A 25,079-nucleotide genomic window follows, 5' to 3' on the forward strand; every position below is an offset into this window, starting at 1 on the left:
TCGGCGATGTGAAAGCGGATGCCGTTGGCGCTGATGTCCCGGTGCTCCCACGGCCCCTCGTCCCGGATGGACGAGCCGATGGGTTTCGGCGCGGTCGGATCGGCCGCGGCCGAGCCGGCCTCATCGGGTTCGGGAGCGCTGGACAGATTGCCGGTCCGATCGGGGTCAGGAACCGGTGGCCGCGGTCTTCAGGGCGGCCGCCGTGGCTTCCAGGGAAGCGATCGTCTTCTCCGGCTTGCGCACCTTCTTGACCTTGCGCAGGCCCAGGAACGCGAACAGCCCGGCCATCAGCACCATGACCACGAACACGATGGTGAACGCGGCCCAGACCGGCAGCCAGATGGCCAGGATCCAGGCGACCATGAACCAGAAGAAGAACATCGAGAACGCCCCGATGACACCGGCGACGGCGAAGAACGCGCCGCCGGTGGCCCCGGTCTTGACCGTCTGGGTGATCTCCAGCTTGGCCAGCTCGATCTCCGAGCGGACCAGGGTCGACATGTGCGTGGTGACGTCTTTGACCAGTTCACCCATCGACGCGTTGCGGTCGATGGTGGGCTCGGTGACCAGCGGGATCTGCGCCCCGGTCGAACCGGGAACGGTGAACTGGTTCGGCGGCGTCGGGCTCCCCGGAGTCGTCACAAACCCTCTCCTACACTCCTCGACGGTCCGACCGGTCACCCGGTCGGGGCTGGCGTCCTGCCCGCGGTCCGGGGCTGCTGTTCAGTCCCGGGTCGCGCAGGGTCACCGATCTGCTGGTACCCCGGCCCGGCTCCGATCACCCGTGGGTGGGCCGGAAGCGGCCGTGGCGGGGTTCATCGTGCCATGCCCGGGCCGGGCCGGTGCGCCGCAGGGCCGCCGATTCCACCCAGGGGCAGTTTGGCGGCCACGATCGGCGACCGGATCACTGGCCGAGCAGCCACCGTCCGGGGGCCGCCAGCTGCGCCGCCGCGGCCGGTCCCCAGCTGCCCTGCGGGTACGGCTGCACGGCCGGTCGATGGTCCAGCACCGGTTGCAGCACGTTCCAGGCGCTGGCCAGCCCGTCCGGCCGGGTGAACAGCGACCGGTCGCCGATCAGCACGTCGTGGATCAGCCGGACGTACGGCGGCAGCGCGTCGGCGCCCTCCACGTCCCCGAGCACGATGGAGGCGTCACTGATCACCAGGGACAGCCCCGGTCCGGGCTCCTTGACCACCATGGACAGATCGACCGCGCCGTTGCCGGCCAGCGAGAACGACAGCACGCCGCCGTCGGCCGGGATCGGGAACGGGGTGCTGGCCGGCGCCTTGAAGACCACGCTCACCCGCTGGGTGGACGCGGCCATCCGCTTGCCGGTGCGCATCAGGAACGGCACCCCGCGCCAGCGGTCGTTGTCCACCCACATCCGGGCGGCGACGAAGGTGTCGGTGGTCGAGTCGGGGGCGATCCCCTTGACCTCGCGGTACCCGTCGTACTGGCCGAGCACGACCTCGGCCGGGTCCAGCGGCCGGAAGCAGCCGATGACCTCCTCGCGGGCGGACTGCAGGTCGTCCGCGTCCATGCTGGCCGGCTGTTCCATGGCCACCTCGGCGGCCACCTGGAACAGGTGGGTGATCATCATGTCGAGCATGGCGCCGGTCGCGTCGTAGAAGCCGGCCCGGTCGTCGATGTCCAGGTTCTCCGGCGCGTCGATCTGGACCGACTCGATGTGCTCGGCGTTCCAGGCACCCGCGAACAGGCTGTTGGCAAAGCGCAGCACATGCAGGTCCTGGGTCGCCTCCTTGCCCAGGAAATGATCGATCCGGTACACCTGCGACTCGTCCAGGACCTCGTGCACCGCGGCGTTGAGCGTGCGGAAGTCGCTGGGGGAGCTGCCGAACGGCTTCTCGTAGACGGCCCGGCAGCCCTTGGCCAGCCCGTGCGCGCCGATGGCCGCGGTGAACCCCTGGAAGGCGACCGGTGGCACCGCGAGATAGTTGATCAGCTGAGCGTTCTCGCCCAGGTCCTGGCGGGCCCGGGCGACTGCGTCGACCAGCTCGCCCGGATCGTCGACGGTGAACCCGCCGCCGGCGAACCGCACCCGGGAGCTGAACCGGGCCCACTCGTCCGGCTGGGGGGCGGTGGCGAACTCGGTGAGGGCGTCGTGGATGTGCTGGGCGAACTGCTCGTCGGAGACCTGACCGCGGCCGGTGCCGATCAGCAGGTAGTTCTCGGGCATCAGGTGCTGCTCGGCCAGCGTGTAGAACGCCGGCAGCACCATTCGTTTGGCCAAGTCCCCGGTTGCTCCGAAAAGCACGATGATCACCGGGGCGTCGGGGGCGGTCAGCTGGGCCATGGCGGTGACGGTACCGCTGCGACGATCGGCGCGTGCTGCGACCGGCGCACGTGTCACCCGCGCGGGGTGATCGTGCGCCGGTCGGTCACCTCAGGTCAGGACTTGCCGCCGGACAGGCCCGACGAGATCAGGTTCAGCACGTTGGAGTCCTGCAGAGTGGTCGCATCGCCCACGGCCCGGTTCTCGGCGATGTCGCGCAGCAGCCGGCGCATGATCTTGCCGGAGCGGGTTTTGGGCAGCTCGGGCACCACCAGGATCCGCTTGGGCTTGGCGATCGGCCCGATCTCCTTGGCCACGTGCTTCTTGAGCGTCTCGACCAGGGCCTCGGTATCGGCGCTGTCGGTGGCCCCGCGCAAGATCACGAACGCGACGATGCCCTGGCCGGTCATCTCGTCGGCCGCGCCGACCACGGCGGCCTCGGCCACCGATTCGTGGGAGACCAGCGCGGATTCCACCTCGGTGGTCGAGATGCGGTGCCCGGACACGTTCATCACGTCGTCGACCCGGCCCAGCAGCCACAGGGCGCCGTCACTGTCGTACTTGGCGCCGTCGCCGGCGAAGTAGTACCCGTGGCTGGCGAACCGGGACCAGTAGGTGTCGCGGTAGCGCTCGTCGTCGCCGAAAATCGTGCGCAGCATGGACGGCCACGGCCGGTCGACCACCAGGTAGCCGCCCTCGCCCTTGCCGACCGGCACACCCTCGTCGTTGACGATGGTGGCGCTGATGCCGGGCAACGGGGTCATCGCCGACCCCGGCTTGCTGGCGGTGACGCCGGGCAGCGGCGAGATCATGATGGCCCCGGTCTCGGTCTGCCACCAGGTGTCCACGATCGGGCAGCGGTCGTGGCCGACGTGCAGCCGGTACCACATCCAGGCCTCGGGGTTGATCGGTTCGCCGACGCTGCCCAACACCCGCAGCGAACCCAGGTCGTATTTGGCCGGGATGTCCGCGCCCCACTTCATGAACGTGCGGATCAGGGTGGGCGCGGTGTAGTAGATGGACACGCCGTACTTGTTGATGATCTCCCAGTGCCGGCCCTCGTGCGGAGAGTTCGGCGTGCCTTCGTAGATGACCTCGGTCGCCCCGTTGGCCAGCGGCCCGTAGACGATGTACGAGTGGCCGGTCACCCAGCCGATGTCGGCGGTGCACCAGTAGACGTCGCCGGGCTTGTAGTCGAAAACGGCCCAGTGGGTGTACGCCGCCTGGGTGAGGTAGCCGCCGGAGGTGTGCAGGATCCCCTTGGGCTTACCGGTGGTGCCCGAGGTGTACAGGATGAACAGCGGTTGCTCGGCGTCGAACGCCTCCGGCGTGTGCTGCTCGCCCTGCCCGTCGACCAGCTCGTCCCACCACAGATCCTTGCCGGTCCAGGCGATGTCCAGGCCGGTGCGGCGAACCACCAGCACGTTCTCCACCGGCGAGTCGTCGGCCGCGACCGCTTCGTCGACGGCGTTCTTCAGCGGCACCGCGGTGCCGCGCCGGTACTGGCCGTCGGCGGTGATGACCAGCCGGGCCTGCGCGTCGCCGATTCGCGAGCGCAGGGCCTCGGCGGAGAAGCCGGCGAAGACCACCGAGTGGGCCAGGCCCAGGCGGGCGCAGGCCAGCATGGAGAAGATCGCCTCGGGAATCATCGGCAGGTAGATGGCCACCCGGTCGCCGGCCTGCAGACCGAGCGAACTCAGCGCGTTGGCGGTCTTGGCCACCTCGACCTGCAGCTGGGCGTAGGTGATGGTCCGGGTGTCGCCGGGCTCGCCCTCCCAGTGAATGGCCACGGTCTCGCCGTTGCCGGCCTCGACGTGCCGGTCGACGCAGTTGTAGGCCACGTTGAGCTTGCCGTCGGCGAACCACTTGGCGTGTGGGGCGTCCGACCAGTCCAGCACGGTGCTGAACGGGGTGCTCCAGGACAGGCGGTTGGCCTGCTCGGCCCAGAAGGCGTCGGGGTCGGCGGCTGCGCGCTCGTAGGCTTCGGCCTGCAGATTGGCCTGCGCGGCGAACTCCGCCGATGGCGGGAACGTCCGGTCCTCGGCCAGCAGGTTGTCCAGGGTCTGGGAACTCGTGTCGCTCACAGAGTGTCTCCTCGGGTGACGGCGATGTCGGGTGACGGCTGTCCTGTTCCAGCACGCAGCCGAGGGCTGGTCATCAGGTCGTCCGAGAGGTGCAAAATGCCGCTCGAACGTAACCGTGCGCGGACCAGGGTGCCACGTCCCGTCGCTGGGCGGCAGGTGTGGTGCGGTAGACGGCAGCTCCGGCACGACGGGCGTGCCCGCCGGGCCGCCCGGCCGGCCCGCAGGCAGGAGAAACGATGACGGCACCGTGGGTGCAGGCGGCGGCGGCCGACCCGTCCTGGCCGGCCGCGGAGGGTCCGGTGGCGGCGGCCGTGGACGCGGCCCGGTCGGCGCTCGCGCGGCTGAACGGACCGCGGGGGGTGCGTGACCGGACCGGACGGGTGGCGGCCGCCGCGGCGATGCGGGCGGCCCGGGCGTCGGCGGCGTTGGAGGGGGTGCCGCTGGCCCTGGATCCGCAGGACGTCGCGATCACCGACCCGGTGCTGGCCGGCGCCGTGCGGGTGGCCGCCGGGCTGGGCGGTCTGTCCGGGACCTGGCGGCGTGCCCCGCGGCAGGTGCTGGCCCGGTTGCATACCCTGGCCGCCGCCGATCTGGTTGCCGAGCCCGAGCTCGGGCGCCCGCGGGTCGACCCGGCCCGGCCCGACCTGGTCAGCGGCCGGCTGGCGGCCCTGTCGGATCTGGTGGTGCGTTCGACGTGGCCGGCCCCGGTGCTGGTGGCGATCGTGCACGGCGAGTTGGCCACCCTGGCCCCGTTCGGCTCGGCCGACGCCGTCGTCGCCCGGGCGGCGGCCCGGCTGACGATGGTGGCCACCGGGCTGGACCCCGCCGGGTTGGCCGTGCCCGAGGTGGCCCACCTGCGGTCGATCGCCCGCTACCGGACCGGGCTGCGCGACTATGCCGAGGGCGGCTCGGCCGGCCTGGACGCCTGGGTCGTGCAGGTCTGCGCCGCACTGACCCAGGGGGCCGCCGAGGCCGGGACGCTGGCGTCGACCGCGTCGTGACGCGGGCGGTCATCAACCCGCACCCACCGGGGCACCAGTTCGGACGAATCAGCCACGATCGGGCGAACCGGACAGGCGACGATCCGAATTGCGCAACCCGGAAATCGTTCCCTCTGCAAATGAAAATGCCAATGCCGTTGGCCGGCGCGGGTCCATGCGGGCGAAAAGGGATTCGCCCATTTCCCGGCACGGACAATCGGCACGCCGATGCGCATGCATAGGGTCACTCATTGTCACTCCGTGTGGTGACGCGACCCCGGAAAGGCGTGATGAGGGCTACGTCTGTTCGGGTGAATTTCTCGTGGGTGATGAGGATGACTTGTCGTTTCGTGACGATCACTCCGACGGCGGGCGCAGGAAAACCACCGGTTCCGGCGGCCCCGATCGGGTCGGGTCGGGTCGGGTCGGGCGACCGCCGGAGAAACGTTTCCCGGGGCCGCGGCTGGGCCTGCTCGCTCGTCGCCCGGGGCCGACCGCCGGGCCGGCGGCGACCCTTCGGTGGTGCTCACCCGGGAGGTCCGCGGGGTCGGTTCGCAGGATCGAAGCCGGAGACGAAAGACGGCGCCCGACCTAGGGTCGGGCGCCGTCTGCGCAGGCTGACCAGCTACCAAGCTTCACCACAACTCGTCGTGAACGGGCCCCACGTCCTTCGTGGAGGTCCCTGACGACGTACCTCCCGCGGCTTATAGCGGTGAGTGGGTTCCGGGGTCTGCGCGGGGAGCTCCGGAGGGGGTTGACCGGGTTTCTCTTCACCTGGCCCTTGGCCCTTCGGGGGTCCCTGAGTCAGTGATACCCGGGTGGGCGAGCCACGGCAACCTGCCATCCACCCGTGGACGGCCCTGACCGATTCAGATGCACCCGATTGAGTCTGGCGGTATCGGGAATGAAGATCTTCTGACACATGCCCGGAGCGAACACGTGACGAACCGGCGTTCACGGGTCTACAGTGAGGGAGTCGGTTTCCACCCCCCCGGAACCGACTTCGGTTCAGCTCAACCCCCCGGAGCTGAACCCTTGCGGCCCCCGCCCTCCCCCCTGGCGGGGGCCGCCCTCTAACTCCGGCCGTTTCGTCGGCCGTCGGGCACGCCAGGACAGCTGATCTCGCGCCGCGGTTCGCGGCGGTCTGGCCGATCGGCTCGGTGATCCAATCCACGCGGTGGCCGGTCCATCCACATGTCCGAATTCTGTCCACATTCTCGCGCTGGGTCGGTGTCGCCGGCCACGCGCGAGCCACGCTGGCTCCGACCGGACGGCGGTTCCGGACGTTGGGCCCAGGGCCCGGTGGGAGAGCGCAGCGGTGGACGACCTGATGGACGGCGTGGTGGACGGCGGGCGGGCGCTGATCGTGACGGCCGACGAGGGACTGCTGGACGAGGTGCTGCGGATCGCGGCGGCGGCCGGAGTCGAGATGGCGCACTGCCGGGAGCCGACATCGCGCACGCTGTGGCGCACCGCGCCGGTGATTCTGCTTGACGCAGCACAGGTTCGGGCGGCGGCCGAGGCTCGGCCGGCCCGCCGCCCCGGCATCGTGGTGATCGTCGACGCGGACCCGCCGGAGGCGATGTGGGAGCTGTGCGTGCGGCTGGGCGTGGACCGGACCCTGCACGTGCACCGCGACGAGGTCGAGCTGATCGAGTTGCTGGCCGACTCCGTGCGCGACGGACCGGCCGACGGCCGGTGTGTCGCCGTCGTCGGGGCCTGCGGCGGGGCCGGCGCCTCGGTCTTCGCCGGGGCGGTCGCCTTCGCCGGTGCTCGGTCGGGGCGGCCGGCCCTGCTGCTCGACTGCGATCCCTGGGGCGCCGGACTCGACGTGATCCTCGGCGTCGAGCACAGCCCGGGTCTGCGATGGAGCGACCTGTCCGCGACGGCCGGCCGGCTCCCCGTCGGTGAACTGGTCCGGGCACTGCCCCGGATCCGCCTCGGGCCGGCCGGGATCTCGGTCCTGGCCCACGACCGGGAGACGGTGCACGACCTGGACCCCGACGTGGTCGACGTGGTGATCGACGCCGGCCGCCGGTCCGGGGCGGTCACGGTGGTGGACCTGCCGCGGCCGCCCGGGCCGGCGGCCGACCGGGTGCTGGAACGTTGCGACCTGGTCGTGCTGGTCGTGCCGGCCGACGTCCGGGGCTGCTGGGCGGCCGACCGGATCTGCCGGCGGCTCAGCGGGTTCGACGTCGCGGTCGGGTTGGTCGTCCGCGGGCCCTCGCCCTGCGGGATCGGCGCCGACGACGTCGCCGGATCGCTCGGACTGCCGCTGCTGGCGCAGATGCGGGCCGAGTCCGGGCTGGCCAACGAGCTGGAATTTGGGCTGTCGCTGGCCAGTGGGGGCCGGCGTCCGCTGCTGAAGGCGGCCCGGCGAGTGCTCGCCGAGCTCGACCGCCCGGCATGATCACCCACCCGGTGCTGTCCGACGAGGTCATCGGGCGGGTCCAGCGCCGTCTGGTCGACCGCGGCCAGTCGCCGGATCCGCAGGCCCTGGCCCAGGCGCTGCGCGCGGAATCGTCGATGCTGATGAGCGACGCCGAGATGCTGGGCCTGATCAGGGAACTGCAGCGCGAGCTGGTCGGGGCCGGACCGCTGGCCGACCTGCTGGCCGACCCGTCGACCACCGACGTGGTGGTGAACTCGCCCACCGACGTGCGGGTGGACCGGGGCGCGGGCTGGGAGCCCGCGCCGGTGCGGTTCGCCGACGAGGCGGCCGTGCAGCGGCTGGCCCGACGCCTGGCCACCGCGGCCGGGCGCCGGTTGGACGACGCGCACCCGCACGTCGACGCGCGGCTCGCCGACGGCACCCGCCTGCATGCCGTGCTGGCGCCCGTCGCCGCGTCGGGCACCTGCCTGTCGCTGCGGGTGCTGCGGCCGGTCCGGCACGATCTGGCCGCCCTGGTCGACGCCGGCAGCCTGCCCGGGGCGACCCTGCCGGCCGTGACGGCGATGCTGCGAGCCCGGTTGGCGTTCCTGGTCTCCGGCGGGACCGGTTCGGGCAAGACCACTTTGCTGTCCGCGCTGCTGACCGCCGTGCCGGCGCACGAGCGGGTGGTCACCGTCGAGGACGCCGAGGAGCTGCGCCCGCCGCACCCGCATGTGGTCCGGCTGGTCGCGCGCCAGGCCAACGTCGAAGGGGCCGGGACGATCTCGATGCGCGATCTGGTTCGGCAGGCCCTGCGGATGCGGCCGGACCGGCTGGTCGTCGGCGAGGTCCGCGGGGCCGAGGTCGTCGACCTGCTGGCGGCGATGAACACCGGCCACGAGGGCGGCGCCGGCACGGTGCACGCCAACACGGCCGCCGACGTGCCGGCCCGGCTGGAGGCGTTGGCCGCGCTCGGCGGCATCGAGCGGGCCGCGCTGCATTCCCAGCTGGCCGGCGCCGTGCGGGTGGTGCTGCACGTGCGGCGCCGCGGCGCGCAGCGCGAATTGGCCGAGATCGCCCTGCTGGGTAGGGGTTCGGACGGGTGGGTGTCGGCGCAGCCGGCCGTGATCGCGGGCCGGCCGCAGGAACCGGGAGCCGCCCGGTTGGCGGCGCTGCTCGCCGAGCGGGGCGAGCCGTGCCCGTGGTGAGCCTGGGCGGTGCCACCGCTCTGGGGGAGATAGGTCTGGGGGCGATGGGTCTGGGGGCGATGGGTCTCGGGGCTCCGGCCGGTTGCCTGGTCCTGGCGGTCGCGCTCGCCGCGTGGCCGACGCCCGCCCGGACCGCCCCACCCGGACCCACCGCCGGCCGGCCACGGTGGGCCTGGTCGGCCCGGCCGTCGGCGGTGGCCGGCCTGATCACCGCCGGCGCCGCCGCGCTCGGCCCGATGGCGGCCGCGACGGTGGTGGCCGGCCCGAGCGGGTTGCTGGCCGCGGCCATGCTGGCCTCCACCGTCGCCCTGCTGGCCAGCCGGATGCTGGACCGCCGGCGCCGGCGGCGGGGGATGCCCGAGATCCTGCGGGGATTGCGGGCTCTGGGACGCGAGCTGCGCTCGGGGGCGGACCCGCTGACCGCGGCCCGGGGCGCGGCGGCGGCCGCAACCGGCGCCGGCGGGCTGCTGCTGGATTCGCTGGTCGTGCTGATGCGCACCGTCGACGAGAGCCCCGCGCGGGCGGCCCGGTCGCCGGACGACCCGGCCGGGGTGCTGGCGTTCCTGAGTAGCGGGTGGTTGCTCAGCCGCCGGCACGGGGTCGCGTTCGGGCGGGTGGTCACTGCGGTCGCCGACGAGTTGTCCGATCAGCTGGCCGCCGATCAGACCCGGACCGCCCAGCTGGCCGGCCCGCGGATGTCCGGGTACGTGATGGCTGCCCTGCCGCTGATGGGGGTGGTGCTGGGCGCGGGTATGGGGGTCGACCCGGTGGCCGTGCTGCTCGGGTCCCCGCTGGGCAACCTGCTTCTGGTCATCGGGGTGGCGCTGCTGTGCGCCGGCCTGCTCTGGTCGGCCCGGATCGTGGGCCGATGAACCACCGCGGGGCCGCACCGTGAGTCTGGCCGCCGGGCTGGGGGTCGTTGAGCTGGAAGCGATCCGGGATGCCCGTCAGATCCTGCTGGCCCTGGCGGCGCTGGCCTTGGCCGCCGCCGTGATGGTCGCGCCACCGGCCGCTCGGCGGGTCCGCCCCCGACCCGGCCCGGCCGCGCGCGACCCCCGGCTGCGGCAATGGGTGCGGCAATTGGTGCGGCCGATCGCGGCCTTCCTCGCCGTCACGGTGATCGCGCCCGGCCTGTGGTGGGCCGGTCTGGGGCTGGCCGCGGGGCTGGCGCTGCTGCGGGCGGACCGGGCCCGCTGGCCGACCCGGGGCTCGGCGCGACGGCGGGCGCTGCGGCGCCGGTGGCTCATCGTGCACGCGGAACTGCTGGCCGCGGCGCTGGACTCGGGTCTGGCCATGGCGACCGCCCTGCGCGCGGTCAGCGAGGTGCTGGGTGATCAGGGCCCGTCGGCGGGCCAGCAGCAGTCGGCGCTGGCCGCCCTGGACTCGGTCGCGGCCATGCTGGCCCTGGGCGCGGACACCGATACCGCCTGGCGGGCCGTGGATGCCGATGCGGACCTGGCCCCATTGGCTGCGGCCGCGCGCCGCTCCGCGGTCGGCGGCACCACCCTGGCCGACGCAGTCCGGGAACATGCGGCCCAGCTGCGGGAGCAGGCCCGGGATGAGTCCGTCCGGTCGGCCGGGCGGGCGGGCGTGCTGATGACGGCGCCGCTGGGCGTGTGCTTCCTGCCCGCCTTCCTGTGCCTGGGCCTGGCTCCGGTCGTTCTGGGCCTGCTGGGCCGGCTGACGATCCACTGACCCGGCACCGGCCCGGACGCCCCTGCTGCGGTTGTCCCCATGTCCGAATCTCATCCACATTGGCGCGCTGGGCATGTCGCCGTCGAATGGTCTGCGCCAGGCTGGCCGGTAGACGGCAGGGTGCCGCCGGGAAGGTTGGGAGGCTGTTGTGGGACAACATGTTTCGCTGAGCAAGATCGTGATTCGGGGCCCGTGGGAGCAGCCCCCGCCGGCCGAGGCCGAGCCGGCCGATCCGGAGCCGGCGGGTGGCGTGCCCGGTGATGCCGCGGCGGCCGACCGGCCCCTCGAGCCGCGGTCGCGGGACGCCGGGATGAGCACCGTGGAGTACGCGGTCGGCACGGTGGTGGCGGCCGCGTTCGCGGCGGTGCTGTATCAGATCGTCACCGGGGGCTCGGTGATCTCGGGGTTGACCGACCTGATCAACCGGGCGTTGTCGACGTCGTTCTGACGTGCCCGGGCGCGGACGGGACCGGGGCAGCGTGACGATCGAGGCGGCGTTGGGGCTGGTGGTGCTGGTGCTGGTGGTGGCGATGTGCCTGACCGGCATCGGCTGCCTGCTGGCGCAGCTGCGGTGTGCTGACGCCGCCCGGGAGGCCGCCCGGTTGGCCGCGCGGGGTGATGAGGCGGCCGCCGCGGCGGCGGTGGCCGCGCTCGCCCCGGCCGGTGCCTCGTTGAGCCTGGCCGACGGCGAGCTGGTCACGGCCACCGTGACGGCGGTCCCGGTCGGTGGTCTGTTGCCTGGGGTGCGGATTCAGGCGTCGGCGGCGGCGGCCCGGGAACCGGCCGGGGCCAGCCCGTGAGCGCCCGGAACGCGCGTGAGCGGGACCGCGGCACCGCGACCGTGTTCGCCTGCGTCGGGGTGGTGGTGCTGCTGCTGGTCACCGGGGTCGGGGTGCATCTGGGGTCGGCGGTGCTGGCTCGGCAGCGGGCCGAGACGGGTGCCGATCTGGCCGCTTTGGCCGGGGCGGCGGTGCTGCTCCGGGGCGTCGCGGCCGCGTGTGCGGCGGCCACGCAGGTGGCCCGGGCCAACCAGGTGGAGCTGCGCAGTTGTGCGGCGGACGGGCTGGACCTGCTGGTCGAGGTCTCGGCCGAGGTGGCCGGCGGAACGGGGGTGGGTGGGTCGGCCATCGGCCGGGCCCGGGCCGGCCCGGTGCAACGGGCCGGCGTCAGCGGGTGAGCGCGATCGGGCGAGCTGCTCAGGCCCCGACCGACTCGGCCGGGGCGGTGCGCAGCGCGTCGACGACCAGGTTCAGCACGGTGATCGCGCCGGTCTTGTCCAGCGGGTGATTGCCGTTGCCGCACTGGGGCGATTGCACGCAGGACGGGCAGCCGGCCTCACACGGGCAGCCGGCGACGGTGTCCCGGACGGCGCCGAGCCAGCCGGGCAGCGCGTCGTAACCGCGGTCGGCGAAGCCGGCGCCGCCCGGATAGCCGTCGTAGACCAGGACCGTCGGTTCGCCGGTGTCCGGGTGGGCGGCGGTGGACAGCCCGCCGATGTCCATCCGGTCGCAACCGGCGAACAGCGGCAGCAGACCGATCGCGGCGTGTTCGGCCGCGTGCAGGGCGCCGGGGATCGCCGCATCCCGCACTCCGGCGGCGCGCAGGGCCGCTCGGCTGACGGTGTACCAGACCGCCCGGGTCGGCAGGGTGTGCTGCGGCAGCTCGAGCGGGACCTGGTCCAGGACCTCCCCGGTGGGCCGGCGCCGCAGGTAGCCCACTACCTGGGTGGTCAGCGCGACCGGCCCGACGCCCACCCGCACCTGACGTCCGGCCGGCCGGGACCGCTGCGGGCCGACCATCGACACCGAGCTCACCGAGCGGGCGACCGTGGTCCAGTCCGGTCGCCCCGCGCGCACGGTGGCCACGCCGGCCTGAAGATCGAGCTCGTCCACGACGTAGGACTCGCCGCGGTGCAGGTGCACCGCACCGGTGTGCACGCAGGACGGGGCCCGGTGCGCGTCGACCGTGCCCAGCAGCCGCCCACTGTCGGCGTCGACGATCGCGATCTGCCCGGCGCCGGAGCCGCGCAGGTCCACCCGCTGCGCCGGATGCCCCGGGTTCACCCAGAACCAGCCGCTCGGCCGGCGGCGCAGGATCCGCCGGTCCAGCAGCTGGTCGAGCACCGGCCGGGCGGCCGGGCCACCGAACAGGTCCAGGTCCTCCGGCGTCAGGTGGTGTTCGGCCGCGGCACAGGTCAGATGCGGCCCGAGGACGAACGGGTTGGTCGGATCGATCACCGTGCTCTCGACCGGACGGTCGAAGACCGCCTCCGGGTGCCGGACCAGGTAGGTGTCCAGCGGGTCCTCCCGCGCCACGAAGATCACCAGTGCCCGCCGGCCGCTGGCCCCGCCCCGACCGGCGCGACCGGCCTGCTGCCACAGCGCGGCCAGGGTGCCGGGGTAGCCGGTGATGATGGCCGCGTCCAGCCCGGCGATGTCGATACCCAACTCGAGGGCGTTGGTGCTGGCCAGGCCCAGCAGCTCCCCGGAGTCCAGCGCCCGCTCCAGTTCGCGCCGGTCCTCGGGGAGATACCCGCCGCGGTAGGCGGCGACCCGGGAGGCCAGGTCGGGCGCGATCCGGCGCAGCCGCCGGCGCGCGGCCAGCGCGACCTGCTCGGCGCCCTGCCGGGACCGGACGAAGGTCAGCGTGCGGGCGCCGCCGGCGACCAGATCGGCCATCAGCCGCGCGGCCTCGGCCGGCGCGGACGTCCGGCGGCTTGGCTGCGCGGCTTGCTCGATGCCTGATTCGGGTGTGTCTGATCCGGTGCTGTCCGAGTCGGCGCTGTCTGATCCGGCGCTGTCCGAGTCGATGGGGTCCGAACCGGCCGCGCCCGGTGTCCAGAGCACGAAGTCGGCCGCGGGCCGGGCCGAGCCGTCCTGGGTGACGGCCCGGACCGGCCGGCCGATCAGCCGCTGCGCCGACACCTGCGGCTCGGCCGCGGTGGCCGAGGCCAGGACGAACACCGGGCTTGACCGGTACAGCCGGGCGACGCGGATCAGCCGGCGCAGGACGAGCGCAACATGCGAGCCGAACACCCCGCGGTAGGCGTGGCATTCGTCGACCACCACGAAGGCCAGCCGCCGCCAGAACCGGTCCCAGGCCGAATGATGGGGGAGCAGCCCCAGGTGCAGCATGTCCGGATTGGTCAGCAGCCAGTTCGCGTGCCCGCGGGCCCAGTCCCGGTCGTCCCGCGGGGTGTCTCCGTCATAGACTGCCGGACGCAGCCCGGGCACCGCCAGGCCGGTCAGCACCCCGAGCTGATCGGCGGCCAGGGCCTTGGTCGGGGCGAGGTAGAGAACGGTGGTCCGCGGGTCGTTCTCGATCGCGGTCAGGGCCGGCAGGTGATAGCCCAACGACTTGCCGGATGCGGTGCCGGTGGACAGCACCACGTCGTGACCGTCGTGGGCAAGCTGCGCCGCCGCCACCTGATGCGTCCAGGGCTGTTCGATGCCCGCCGTCCTCAACGCGTCCCGGACACCCGGAGGCGTCCATCCCGGCCACTGGGCCGGCGACCCCGCCGCCCGCGGCAGCCGGCGCACATGAGACGCACAGGATGTGACCGAACTCACGTCAAGAAAGCTGGACCGATTTAGCAGAACCGATCCGTCAGCCGGGGCCGGCCAGGGGTTCGGTGTGGTCACGACACCATTGTCCCGATCCGGTCCGACAGCCGGCCCGGAAGGCGAGCGGCCCGGCGACATTGCTGCTATGCCGGGCGTCTCGGGGCTGTGCTCTACAGTACTGACCGTCAACGTCGGACCGCGGGGGAACGACGAAAAGTAGACCAGCGCCGGTCGCATCGAGTTGACCGGTACACACGTATCTGCACCTTTGTGCATGGATCAGGAGCTCGATGTCCACCAGTGCCGCCGCTGCGGAAGTCGTCATTACCGGTAGTGATCAAGTCATCGTCATTGGTGTCGCCGTCGTTGCCCTGATCGCCCTGGTCATCGCGTTCGTGCTGCGGGCCGGGGTACTGGCCGCGGGCACGGGCACACCGAAGATGCAGGAGATCTCGGCCGCGGTCCAGGAAGGTGCGGCCGCCTATCTGGCCCGCCAGTTCCGCACCCTGGGCATCTTCGTCGTCATCGTCTTCGTGCTGCTGTTCGCCCTGCCGGCCACCACCACCGGTGAGCGGATCGGCCGATCGATCGCCTTCCTGTTCGGTGCCGCGTTCTCGGCCTCGATCGGGTACTTCGGCATGTGGCTGGCCACCCGGGCCAACGTCCGGGTCGCGGCCGCGGCCAACGGCGACGGCGGCCGGGAGAAGGCCATGCAGATCGGCTTCCGGACCGGTGGCGCGGTCGGCCTGGCCACCACCGGCCTGGGCCTGCTCGGCGCGTCCATCGTCGTCCTGGTCTACGTCGGCGACGCGCCGAAGGTGTTGGAGGGCTTCGGCTTCGGCGCCGCCATGCTGGCCATGTTCATGCGGGTCGGCGGCGGCATCTTCACCAAGGCCGCCGACGTCGGCGCCGACCTGGTCGGCAAGGTCGAGCAGGGCATCCCCGAGGACGACCCCCGCAACGCCGCCACCATCGCCGACAACGTGGGCGACAACGTCGGTGACTGCGCCGGCATGGCCGCCGACCTGTTCGAGAGCTACGCCGTCACCCTGGTCGCCTCGCTCATCCTGGGCAGCGCCGCCTTCGGCACCAAGGGCCTGGTCTTCCCCCTGATCATCCCGACGATCGGCGTCATCACCGCGATCATCGGCATCTACATCACCAAGGCCAAGCCGGGCGAGCCCGGCCTGGTCACCATCAACCGCTCCTTCTACATCTCCGCCGCGATCTCGGCCGGGTTGTCGGCGGTGGCCTCGTTCGTCTACCTGCCGACCAACTTCGCCGACCTGGGCATCGACTCGGTCCGCGACGTCTCCGGCAACCCCGCGCTGATGGCGATCATCTCCGTGCTGATCGGCATCGTCCTGGCCGCCGTCATCCTGTGGCTGACCGGCTACTTCACCGGCACCGAGACGAAGCCGACCAAGGACGTGGCCAAGGCCTCGCTGACCGGCGCCGCCACCGTCGTCCTGGGCGGCATCTCGGTCGGCTTCGAGTCCGCCGTCTACACCGCGCTGGTCATCGCCGGCGCCGTCTACGGAGCATTCCTGCTGTCCACCACCCTGATCGTGGCGCTGTTCATGATCGCGCTGGCCGGCTGCGGCCTGCTGACCACCGTCGGCGTCATCGTCGCCATGGACACCTTCGGTCCGGTCTCGGACAACGCGCAGGGTGTCGCCGAGATGAGCGGCGAGGTCTCCGAGGAGGGCGCCAAGATCCTCACCGAGCTCGACGCGGTCGGCAACACCACCAAGGCCATCACCAAGGGCATCGCCATCGCCACCGCGGTACTGGCGGCGACGGCGCTGTTCGGGTCGTACTCGGACGCGATCACCGGCGCCCTGATCTCCGCCGGCGACGCCGCCGGCCTGGCCGCGGGCAGCCTGAGCTCGTTCGTCACCTCGGTCGTGTCCCCGGGCACCCTGGTCGGCATGCTGCTGGGCGCCTGCGTGGTGTTCCTGTTCTCCGGCCTGGCCATCAACGCGGTCTCCCGCGCCGCCGGCGCCGTGGTCTACGAGGTGCGCCGCCAGTTCCGCGAGATCCCCGGGATCATGGAGGGCACCAACAAGCCCGAGTACGGCAAGGTCGTCGACATCGTCACCCGCGACTCGTTGCGCGAGCTGGCCACCCCGGGGCTGCTGGCCGTGTTCGCCCCGATCGCCGTCGGCTTCGGCCTGGGCGTCGGTCCGCTGGCCGGCTACCTGGCCGGCACCATCGCCACCGGCACCCTGATGGCCGTGTTCCTGGCCAACTCCGGTGGCGCCTGGGACAACGCGAAGAAGATCGTCGAGGACGGCACCCACGGCGGCAAGGGCTCGCCGGCGCACGAGGCGACCGTCATCGGTGACACCGTGGGCGACCCGTTCAAGGACACCGCCGGCCCGGCCATCAACCCGCTGCTCAAGGTGATGAACCTGGTCGCGCTGCTGATCGCCCCGGCCATCGTCGCGCTCTCGGTCGGCGACTCGGCCAGCGCCGGCATCCGCTACGGCATCTCGGCGCTCGCCGTGGTGATCATCGTGACCGCCGTCGTGGTGTCGAAGCGACGTGAGTCGTCCTTGCACGCGGATCAGCCGCAGGCCACCGCCTGAGCTCAGGGGTCTGCGCAGGACCGATCAAGCAGTAGCCCCCGGCCCGGTGCCGGGGGCTACTGTGCTTTGGGTGGCGAGGGGGCTCGGTTGACTCAGTTGTCGCTGTGGTCGGCCGACCTGACCGCGCCGGTGGGCGAGGATCTGGGCGGGCTGCTGGCGGCCGACGGGCGCCTGGAGGAGGGCGACGACGGAGTCCGGCTGATCATCCCGTTGGCCGACCCGTGGCGGGCATCGGCCCTGGTCCGGGAGTGCCGGGTGCGTGACGTCGACGCGCACATCGAGACCGACGAGCACGTCACCGAGTTGCGCACCGATCCCGCGCCGGTGCTCGCCGAGCTGCGCGAGCGGTGGGTGGACGGCCCGGACAAGGTGATGCCGGCCGGGTTGGAGCTGTCCGCGGGCCTGATCCGGTGCTGGGTGATCGCCTCCGGGCGACCCGCCCCGGTGGGCTACCTGCTCGGCCTGGACCCCCGGACCCCGGAGCTGCACCAGCCGCTGGCCGCGGTCTGCGCGGCGATGGGACTGGCCGGTTCGATCCTGGGTCCCCGCGGCGGCGGGCCGGCGGTGCGTATCGTCGGTCATCGACGGTGCTCGCGGCTGGCCGAGATGGTCGGCACGCCACCGCCGGAGGCTCCGGCCGGGCAGTTCCCGCAGCCGATGCACTGATCGGATCCGGACCGGCACCGCGACCGTGCGGGCCAGGCTCCACACGGATCGCTCGTCCGGTTGTGGCATCCTGCTCCCGGTAGGGCCGCGACGGACGATCCCGGAGGGGCCCCCGGTGGCGGGGACCACCTGTGCAGCACCGTCCGTCCGGCCCGACCTGCATCACCGGCCGGCGCGACGCCCAGAAACAAGGAGAACGAGACCTGATGGCCACTGGCACCTCCGCGAGCACCCGCAACGGCGGCGTGCGGCTGGTCGTCGTCGAGTCACCGAGCAAGGCGAAGACCATCTCCGGTTACCTCGGCGACGGCTACATCGTCGAGTCCTCGGTCGGGCACATCCGCGACCTGCCCCGCGGCGCCGCCGACGTACCGGCCAAGTACAAGGGCGAGCCCTGGGCCCGGCTGGGCGTGGACACCGAGCACGGCTTCGAGCCGCTCTACGTCGTCTCCCCGGAGAAGAAGGCCCAGGTCGCTAAGCTCAAGTCGCTGCTGGCCGGGGCCGACGAGCTCTACCTGGCCACAGACGAGGACCGCGAGGGCGAGGCCATCGCCTGGCATCTGCTGGAGACCCTCAAGCCCAAGGTCCCGGTCAAGCGGATGGTCTTCCACGAGATCACCCCGGCCGCGATCCGCGAGGCCGCCGCCAACCCGCGCGCCCTGGACGAGAACCTGGTCGACGCCCAGGAGACCCGCCGCATCCTGGACCGGTTGTACGGCTACGAGGTCTCCCCGGTGCTGTGGAAGAAGGTGATGCCCAAGCTGTCCGCCGGTCGCGTGCAGTCGGTGGCCACCCGCATCATCGTGCAGCGCGAACGCGAGCGGATGGCGTTCCGCTCGGGCACCTACTGGGGCCTGGACGCGCTCATGTCGCCGGCCGGCACCGGGGCCGAGCCGTTCAAGTCGGCGCTGAGCACCGTGGACGGGCGCCGGCTGGCCGCCGGCCGCGACTTCGACCCGGCCACCGGCGGGCTCAAGGCCGACGCCGACGTGCTGCTGCTGGACGAGGACGGGGCGCGCACCCTGGCCACCGCGCTGGCCGGCGGCACCGCCACCGTCACCTCGGTGGAGGAGAAGCCCTACACCCGCAAGCCCTACCCGCCGTTCATGACCTCCACCCTGCAGCAGGAGGCCGGCCGCAAACTGGGGTTCAACTCCGAGCGCACCATGCGCACCGCGCAGCGGCTGTACGAGAACGGCTTCATCACCTACATGCGAACCGACTCGACCACCCTGAGCTCGTCGGCCCAGGAGGCCGCCCGGGCCCAGGCCCGCGAGCTGTACGGGCCGGAGTACGTGCCGCCGACCCCGCGGCAGTACACCCGCAAGGTCAAGAACGCCCAGGAGGCGCACGAGGCCATCCGCCCGGCCGGCGACAACTTCCGCACCCCGGGTCAGGTCGCCAACCAGATCTCCGGCGACGAGTACCGGCTCTACGAGCTGATCTGGCAGCGCACCATCGCCTCGCAGATGGTCGACGCCCGCGGCCTGACCCTGTCGGTCAAGATCGCCGCGACCGCGCGGGAGCAGGAGTGCGTGTTCAGCGCGTCCGGCCGCACCATCACCTTCCCCGGGTTCCTGCGGGCCTACGTGGAGACGGTGGACGCGGAGGCCGGCGGCGAGGCCGACGACGCCGAACGGCGGCTGCCCAAGCTGGAGACCGGGCAAAAGCTCGACATCCGTGACCTGATCCCGGCCAGCCACGTGACCACCCCGCCGGCCCGGTACACCGAGCCGTCGCTGATCGGCGCGTTGCAGGACCTGGGCATCGGCCGTCCCTCCACCTACACCTCGATCATCCGCACGATCATCGACCGCGGGTACGTGTGGAAGAAGGGGCAGGCGCTGGTCCCGTCCTGGATCGCGTTCGCCGTCATCGGCCTGCTCGAGCAGCACTTCTCCCGGCTGGTGGACTACAACTTCACCGCGGCGATGGAGGACGAGCTCGACGGCATCGCCGACGGGCGGATCGGCCGCACCGACTGGCTGTCCGCGTTCTACTTCGGCGGCGACCTGGGCCCGGCCGGCTCGGTCGGCCGCTCCGGCGGCCTGAAGAAGCTGGTCGGCGAGCGGCTGGAGGACATCGACGCCCGCGAGGTCAACTCGTTGCCGTTGCTGACCGACGCCGAGGGCCGGCAGGTGCTGGTCCGGGTCGGCCGGTACGGCCCGTACCTGGAGCGGATGGTGCAGGGCGAGGACGGCGAGCCGACCGCCCAGCGGGCCAACCTGCCCGAGGACCTGCCCCCGGACGAGGTCGACGCCGAGGTCGCCGAGAAGCTGTTCAGCCAGTCCGGCGACGGTGGCGAGACCGAGCTCGGGGTGGATCCGGACACCGGGCACCTGATCGTCGCCAAGGACGGCCGGTTCGGCCCCTACGTCACCGAGGTGCTGCCGGAGGCCGCTCCGGCGGCCACCGGGGCCGACGGGACCGCCAAGAAGACGACCAAGGCCAAGGCGGCGGCCAAGCCGCGTACCGCGTCGCTGTTCAAGTCGATGACCCTGGACACCATCGACCTGCCCACCGCGCTACGGCTGCTGTCGCTGCCCCGGGTGGTCGGCGTCGATCCGGCCGACGGCCAGGAGATCACCGCGCAGAACGGCCGGTACGGGCCCTACCTGAAGAAGGGCACCGACTCCCGGTCGCTGACCAGCGAGGACGCGCTGTTCGACGTCACCCTGGACGAGGCGCTGGCCCTGTACGCGCAGCCCAAGACCCGCGGCCGGTCCGCGGCGGCCGCGCCGCCGCTGCGGGAGGTCGGCATCGACCCGTCCGGCGGCAAACCGATGGTGATCAAGGACGGCCGGTTCGGGCCGTACGTCACCGACGGGGAGACCAACGCCTCCCTGCGCAAGGGTGACGAGGTCGAGACCCTCACCGTGGAGCGCGCGGCCGAGCTGCTGGCCGATCGACGCGCCCGCGGGCCGGCCCCCAAGCGGGCGACCACCCGCAAGCCGGCGGCGGCCAAGGCCGGTGCCGCGGCCGGTGGCACCAAGACGGCCACCAAGACTGCGGCGGCCAAGACGACGGCCACCAAGACCGCCACCAAGACTGCTTCCAAGACCACGGCGGCGGCGAAGGCGCGGACCACCAAGGCGGCCGGCACCACCCGCAGCACCACCCGTCGGACCGGCCCCGCGGAGTGATCGACGGCCGGGTGCGACCGGTGCATTCGGGGGTGCGGTCAGGGTTTCACCCTGGCTTTGTCCCGAATTCCCGGGCCGCCCGGGCCGTCCGGTCGGTGCCGGGTCCTACCATTTGAATATGACCGCCGGATTCGACGCGCCTGGCAGGACCGATCGTGGGTTCGCCGACGCCCTGAGCGGTCCCGACGGCACCGGCGATCCGGCCGTCCTCATGCCGGTGCTGTCGGTCTACCCGGACGCGTTGTCCGCGCCGATGCCCGACGCGATGGTCGCCCTGCCCCCGATCGACCCGGCCGCGCTGACCCGAGCCGCGCTGGCCGCGGGGTCGATCGCCGCGCCCGCCGTGCCGGTCCAACCGGCGCGAACGACCCGGCCCCCGGGGCAACGGGCGGCCGGCCAACCGGGCCGGCCGGGCCGCACCTCCACCCCGGCCCGGGCGCCGGCCGCCTGGGGTCCGGTCGACCCGCGCGCCTCCGCCCCGCACCTGTCCGCTCGCCAGCCGCCGATGCCCCGGCCGCCGTCGTCGTCGGCCTCCTCGTCGCATCCGGGCGCGGCGGCCTCCGGGGTGTCCTCGACGGTGTCCGCCTGGGCCAACCGGGCCATGACCCCGGCGGAGGTCGCCGGCTTCCTGCGCAACACGCTGACCGGCAACCCGCAGATCGGCTCGACCTCGGCGATGGCCGCCAACCGGCACCAGCCGGCCGCCCACGCGCCGACCCCGCCGCTGCCGCGACGCACCCCGCGGACGACTCGCCGGAACAAGGGGTCGGGCGTCTGGGCCGTCTTCATCTTCCTGGTCGTCATCGCCTTCGCCAGCGGGCTGGGTCAGCGGATCATCCAGGCGATCACCGAACTGCTCAACCGGTGAGTGCGATGAGCCGGGCCCGGTCGAGCGAGCGGATGCCGTGAAGCGCAAGCGGGAACCGAATTCCGTCGCCGTCCTGCTGCGGCTGCCGGCGTTCCGCCGGCTGTGGGCGGCGATCGCCGTGTCCAGCCTGGGGGACTGGCTGGGACTGCTGGCGACCACCGCCCTGGCCGCCTACCTGACCAAGGATTCGTCCAACCTGGCCCAGGGTGCGGCCGTGTCGGGGGTGCTGCTGACCCGGTTGCTGCCGGACCTGATCCTGGGACCGGTGGCCGGCGCCCTGGTCGACCGGTTCGACCGGCGCACCGTCGCCATCGCCGGCGACACCATGGCCGGCCTGCTCTACCTGTCGATCATCTTCTCCGGCAACCTGCTCTGGTTGCTGGTCGCCCAGTTCCTGGTCGAGGCGATCGGCCTGTTCTCCACCCCGGCCAAGCAGGCGATGTGGGTCAACGTGGTGCCGCGGGAGCGGCTGGCCGTGGCCAACCAGCTCAACTACGTGTCGGTCTACGGCATGGTGCCGGTCGCCGCGGTGCTGTTCGCGCTGCTGTCCACCGTGGCCTCGTTCTTCGGGGTACCGGATCTGGCCGGCGGCAGCGGCGCGCTGATCAGCGGCGGCACCAACACCCTGGCCATCGACATCGCCCTGGCCATCGACGCGGCCACCTACTTCTTCTCCGCCTTCATGGTGCTCATCTCGCGGGGGCTGATCCCGGCCTTCGTCGGCGACCGCAGCACCTCCCGGAGCATCTTCTCGCTGATCGCCGAGGGTGTCTCGTTCGTCCGCAAGAACCGGCTGATGCGCTCGATCTACATCGGCATCCTGGGCGCGTTCGGTGCCGGCGGCCTGGTCGCCGGCGTGGCCCAGGCCTACGTGGCCACCCTGGGCGCCGGCAACGCCGGCTACGGCATCCTGTTCGGCGCCGTGTTCACCGGCCTGGCCCTGGGCATGCTGATCGGCCCCAAGGTGCTGCCCAACGTGCCCCGGCGGATGATCTTCACCCCGGCCATCGGCGCCGCCGGCATCGCGCTGATCGTGATGAGCGTCCTGCAGGACTTCCTGGGCGCGGCCATCACCGCCGCGACCATGGGCGTGTTCGCCGGCATCGCCTGGATCAACGGCTTCACCATGATCGGCCACGAGGTCTCCGACCAGCTGCGCGGGCGCGTCTTCGCCTTCGTCATGTCCTCGGTACGGATCATCCTGCTGCTGACCATCGCTGCCGGGCCGATCCTGGCCGGCGCCATCGGCACCTACCCGGTTACCGTCGGCGACTTCCGTTTCGAGATCACCGGGCCGGCGATCGTGCTGGCCGTCGGTGGGCTGATCGCCTTCAGCGTGAGCGCGATCATCGGCCGGCAGATCGGGGGGCTGACCTCCGGCCTGACCCGCCGGGTCTTCCACCGCAAGATGCCGCCGTCGCTGTGGGACGAGCCGTCCGAGCATGCGGGGGCGCTGATCGCGGTCGAGGGCACCGACGCCGCGGCCACCGCCGACTACCTCAAGAGCATCGAGCAGCACCTGCAGGAGACGGGTTACCTCACCTGCGTGGTCTCCCGCCGGGAGCCCTCGCCCACGGTCCGCTCGGCGGCGGTCGACCCGCTGGCCGACGCCCTGCGCACCTCCGCGACGTTGGCCGAGCTGATGGCCACTCAGGTCGGGCCGGCCCTGGAGGATGGCGCGGTGGTGCTCTGCGACGGCTTCATGGACGAGTTCATCGTGCGGTACCGCACCCTGGGGCTGGTCGAGGACGACCTGAGCCGGGTCGCCGTCTGGGCGATCAGCGGACTCAAGCCGGATCTGACCGTCGTGGTCGACGCCGCCCGCGCCGACGCCACGCCGGCTGCGGATGCCAGTGCGGACGGCCCCCCGACGTCCACTCCGAACAGTGCCCAGGACGCCACCCGGGACGGCGCCGCCGCGGGCGCCCCGGACGAGTCCGGCGCCGCCGAACCCGGCCCGGCCGCCGGTGAACCGGCTCCCGTCGAGGGGTCGTCCGCGGCGCCGAGCGCAGCCGGAGCTGAGGCCGACGAGGACGAGCGGGTCGACCCCGCCCAGGCGTACCGGGACCGCGCGTCCTACACCCCCGAGCGCTACCTGATCGTCCGCCCGCTGAGCGAGGAGCAGGGTGTGATCAACGCCGAGGTCACCGAACGCATCGCCTCGGTGCTGCGCGAGCGGTCCCCGGCGATGGTCGAACAGGAGAAGGTCGCCTGAGCACTGGATTCAGGCCAGAACCTCCGGCAGCGGCACGCTCGGATCGGCGAGCTTGGCCGGATCCGCCGGCCGACCGTCCAGACCCGCCTTGACCAGCGCCTGGATGTCTTCGTTGACGTCCCAGACGTTGGCGTTCATGCCGGCCAGCACCCGATCCTCGCGGAGCCAGAACGCGACGAACTCGGGCGCCGCCTGCGCATCGACGCTTGGATCACCGCGGAACACCACCCGGTCGTACTCGCCGGGCGCGACCCAGCCCGAGTACTCCATGCCCAGGTCGTACTGATCGGAGAAGAAGTACGGCAGCGGCGCGTACTCCTGTGTCCCGCCCAGCATGGCCCGGGCCGCCGCGGGTCCGCCGTTGAGCGCATTCGCCCAGTGCTCCACCCGCAGGTGCCGGCCCAGCAACGGGTTGAACGAGGACGCCACGTCGCCGCAGGCGTAGACGAACGGGTCGCTGGTCCGCAGCCGGGCGTCGGTGACGATGCCGTTGTCGACCGCCAGCCCCGCGGACTGGGCCAGGTCGGTCATCGGGCGGATGCCCACCCCGACCACCACGGTGCCGGCCGCCAGTTCGGACCCGTCGTCGAGGACGACGGACTGCACGGCTCCGCCGGATCCGCGGAACTCGCCGATGCCGGCCCCGAACCGGAAATCGACCCCGTGCGCCCGATGCAGGTCGCGGTAGACGGTGGCGACCTCGTCGCCCAGGACCCGCTGCAGCGGCAGCGGGCCCATCTCGACCACCGTGACCGGGCACCCGTGCCCCCGGGCCGCGGCTGCGGTCTCCAGGCCGATCCAGCCGGCGCCGATCACCACCACCGGCTCCCCGCGGCCGAACGCACGCCGCAGCGCGTCGGCCTGATCCAGGGTGCGCAGGTAGCGCACCCCGTCCAGGTCGGCGCCGGGGACCTCCAGCGTCCGCGGGGTGGATCCGGTGGCGATCAGCAGCCGGTCGTACCCGAGGGTGTCCGCCGGGTGCAGGGCCAGCGTCCGGCTCTGTAGGTCCAGCCCGACCGCGGCGGTGCCGGGCCGCCAGTCGATGTCGTGCTCGGCCCACCAGGACGCCTCGTGCAGGAACGCCGCCGACCGGTCGTCGGCCCCGCTCAGGTATCCCTTGGACAGCGGCGGGCGCTCGTAGGGCGGCTCGGTCTCCGCCCCGACCAGCACCACCCGGCCGTCGAAGCCGTCCTCACGCAACGTCTCCGCGGCCTTGCCGCCGGCCAGCGAGGCCCCCACGATCACGAACGTCTCGGCAGTCATGCCGCCAGCGTGCCTGGCCGGCCCCACTCCGACAACCCGCCGGCCGACCCCGCGGCCGTGGTTCGAGGAAACGGCACTGTCGCAGGCCTCGGCTACGGTGGCCGGGTCCGATCTTCCCGATCGGTTTCGACCCCATTCT

General features: G+C 72.6%; 18 protein-coding genes. 13 read left to right on the forward strand and 5 right to left on the reverse strand.

The window, feature by feature from the left end; all coding sequences use genetic code 11:
* Positions 1–165: 165 nt before the first annotated feature.
* The 3 genes from NAMU_RS03600 to acs all read right to left on the reverse strand — a co-directional run bounded on the left by NAMU_RS03600 (position 166) and on the right by acs (position 4,377).
* Positions 166–642 carry a phage holin family protein gene (locus NAMU_RS03600; RefSeq protein ID WP_015746054.1) on the reverse strand — a complete coding sequence of 159 codons (477 nt, stop codon included), beginning with the start codon at positions 640–642 and terminating at the stop codon, positions 166–168.
* A 262-nt stretch (positions 643–904) separates the two neighbouring features.
* Positions 905–2,314, reverse strand: coding sequence for a glucose-6-phosphate dehydrogenase (locus NAMU_RS03605; RefSeq protein WP_015746055.1), 1,410 nt, complete (start codon positions 2,312–2,314; stop codon positions 905–907).
* 95 nt (positions 2,315–2,409) lie between these two features.
* A complete protein-coding gene (gene acs / locus NAMU_RS03610) occupies positions 2,410–4,377 on the reverse strand; it encodes an acetate--CoA ligase (RefSeq protein ID WP_015746056.1) in 1,968 nt (655 codons plus the stop codon).
* Positions 4,378–4,613: 236 nt separating this feature from the next.
* On the opposite strand from acs, the gene NAMU_RS03615 reads away from it, so the two are divergent.
* The 8 genes from NAMU_RS03615 (at position 4,614) to NAMU_RS31350 (ending at position 11,808) form a co-directional block, all read left to right on the forward strand.
* Positions 4,614–5,378, forward strand: coding sequence for a hypothetical protein (locus NAMU_RS03615; protein ID WP_015746057.1), 765 nt, complete (start codon positions 4,614–4,616; stop codon positions 5,376–5,378).
* Positions 5,379–6,675: 1,297 nt separating this feature from the next.
* On the forward strand, positions 6,676–7,767 hold the full coding sequence (gene ssd / locus NAMU_RS03620) for a septum site-determining protein Ssd (protein ID WP_083785659.1): 1,092 nt from the start codon (positions 6,676–6,678) through the stop codon (positions 7,765–7,767).
* Positions 7,764–8,936 carry a TadA family conjugal transfer-associated ATPase gene (locus tag NAMU_RS03625; RefSeq protein ID WP_015746059.1) on the forward strand — a complete coding sequence of 391 codons (1,173 nt, stop codon included), beginning with the start codon at positions 7,764–7,766 and terminating at the stop codon, positions 8,934–8,936. The genes ssd and NAMU_RS03625 overlap by 4 nt, the downstream gene beginning before the upstream one ends.
* Positions 8,924–9,808, forward strand: coding sequence for a type II secretion system F family protein (locus NAMU_RS26995; RefSeq protein WP_138179933.1), 885 nt, complete (start codon positions 8,924–8,926; stop codon positions 9,806–9,808). Before NAMU_RS03625 ends, NAMU_RS26995 begins: the two co-directional genes overlap by 13 nt.
* Before the next feature lie 19 nt (positions 9,809–9,827).
* The gene (locus tag NAMU_RS27000) at positions 9,828–10,631 is read left to right on the forward strand and encodes a type II secretion system F family protein (protein ID WP_015746061.1); all 804 of its coding nucleotides are present in this window, start codon (positions 9,828–9,830) and stop codon (positions 10,629–10,631) included.
* Positions 10,632–10,941: 310 nt separating this feature from the next.
* The gene (locus NAMU_RS31670; RefSeq protein WP_083785993.1) at positions 10,942–11,079 is read left to right on the forward strand and encodes a DUF4244 domain-containing protein; all 138 of its coding nucleotides are present in this window, start codon (positions 10,942–10,944) and stop codon (positions 11,077–11,079) included.
* Between the two features lie 31 nt (positions 11,080–11,110).
* Positions 11,111–11,431, forward strand: coding sequence for a TadE family type IV pilus minor pilin (locus NAMU_RS03645; RefSeq protein WP_015746063.1), 321 nt, complete (start codon positions 11,111–11,113; stop codon positions 11,429–11,431).
* Positions 11,428–11,808, forward strand: coding sequence for an Rv3654c family TadE-like protein (locus NAMU_RS31350; RefSeq protein WP_015746064.1), 381 nt, complete (start codon positions 11,428–11,430; stop codon positions 11,806–11,808). The genes NAMU_RS03645 and NAMU_RS31350 overlap by 4 nt, the downstream gene beginning before the upstream one ends.
* A 19-nt stretch (positions 11,809–11,827) precedes the next feature.
* Here NAMU_RS31350 and NAMU_RS03655 read toward each other — a convergent pair whose 3' ends face one another.
* The gene (locus NAMU_RS03655) at positions 11,828–14,341 is read right to left on the reverse strand and encodes a DEAD/DEAH box helicase (RefSeq protein ID WP_407669225.1); all 2,514 of its coding nucleotides are present in this window, start codon (positions 14,339–14,341) and stop codon (positions 11,828–11,830) included.
* Between the two features lie 143 nt (positions 14,342–14,484).
* Here NAMU_RS03655 and NAMU_RS03660 point away from each other — a divergent pair, with 143 nt between their 5' ends.
* The 5 genes from NAMU_RS03660 to NAMU_RS03680 all read left to right on the forward strand — a co-directional run bounded on the left by NAMU_RS03660 (position 14,485) and on the right by NAMU_RS03680 (position 23,677).
* Positions 14,485–16,785: a sodium-translocating pyrophosphatase gene (locus NAMU_RS03660; protein ID WP_015746066.1), complete on the forward strand. Its 2,301-nt coding sequence runs from the start codon at positions 14,485–14,487 to the stop codon at positions 16,783–16,785.
* An 87-nt stretch (positions 16,786–16,872) separates the two neighbouring features.
* Positions 16,873–17,451, forward strand: a complete 579-nt coding sequence (locus tag NAMU_RS03665; RefSeq protein ID WP_015746067.1) for a hypothetical protein — start codon at positions 16,873–16,875, stop codon at positions 17,449–17,451.
* Between the two features lie 206 nt (positions 17,452–17,657).
* The gene (gene topA, locus NAMU_RS03670; RefSeq protein WP_015746068.1) at positions 17,658–20,594 is read left to right on the forward strand and encodes a type I DNA topoisomerase; all 2,937 of its coding nucleotides are present in this window, start codon (positions 17,658–17,660) and stop codon (positions 20,592–20,594) included.
* Positions 20,595–20,712: 118 nt separating this feature from the next.
* Positions 20,713–21,462 (forward strand): hypothetical protein, encoded by a 750-nt coding sequence (locus NAMU_RS03675; RefSeq protein WP_015746069.1) that lies wholly within the window; start codon positions 20,713–20,715, stop codon positions 21,460–21,462.
* A 37-nt stretch (positions 21,463–21,499) separates the two neighbouring features.
* Complete coding sequence (locus NAMU_RS03680; RefSeq protein WP_015746070.1) at positions 21,500–23,677, forward strand: bifunctional MFS transporter/dTMP kinase; 2,178 nt, start codon at positions 21,500–21,502, stop codon at positions 23,675–23,677.
* Between the two features lie 9 nt (positions 23,678–23,686).
* On the opposite strand, the gene NAMU_RS03685 is transcribed toward NAMU_RS03680, so the two are convergent.
* Positions 23,687–24,940: an NAD(P)/FAD-dependent oxidoreductase gene (locus tag NAMU_RS03685; protein ID WP_015746071.1), complete on the reverse strand. Its 1,254-nt coding sequence runs from the start codon at positions 24,938–24,940 to the stop codon at positions 23,687–23,689.
* Positions 24,941–25,079: the final 139 nt, after the last annotated feature.

Source organism: Nakamurella multipartita DSM 44233 (genome assembly GCF_000024365.1).
GTDB lineage: Bacteria > Actinomycetota > Actinomycetes > Mycobacteriales > Nakamurellaceae > Nakamurella > Nakamurella multipartita.

Bases quoted from the DNA above. Each gene is read 5' to 3' on its own strand.
- NAMU_RS03605 (WP_015746055.1), bottom strand. From the start codon at position 2,314: ATGGCCCAGCTGACCGCCCCCGACGCCCCGGTGATCATCGTGCTTTTC.
- NAMU_RS03615 (WP_015746057.1), top strand. From the start codon at position 4,614: ATGACGGCACCGTGGGTGCAGGCGGCGGCGGCCGACCCGTCCTGGCCG.
- NAMU_RS03625 (WP_015746059.1), top strand. From the start codon at position 7,764: ATGATCACCCACCCGGTGCTGTCCGACGAGGTCATCGGGCGGGTCCAG.
- NAMU_RS31670 (WP_083785993.1), top strand. From the start codon at position 10,942: ATGAGCACCGTGGAGTACGCGGTCGGCACGGTGGTGGCGGCCGCGTTC.
- NAMU_RS03660 (WP_015746066.1), top strand. From the start codon at position 14,485: ATGTCCACCAGTGCCGCCGCTGCGGAAGTCGTCATTACCGGTAGTGAT.
- topA (WP_015746068.1), top strand. From the start codon at position 17,658: ATGGCCACTGGCACCTCCGCGAGCACCCGCAACGGCGGCGTGCGGCTG.
- NAMU_RS03675 (WP_015746069.1), top strand. From the start codon at position 20,713: ATGACCGCCGGATTCGACGCGCCTGGCAGGACCGATCGTGGGTTCGCC.
- NAMU_RS03685 (WP_015746071.1), bottom strand. From the start codon at position 24,940: ATGACTGCCGAGACGTTCGTGATCGTGGGGGCCTCGCTGGCCGGCGGC.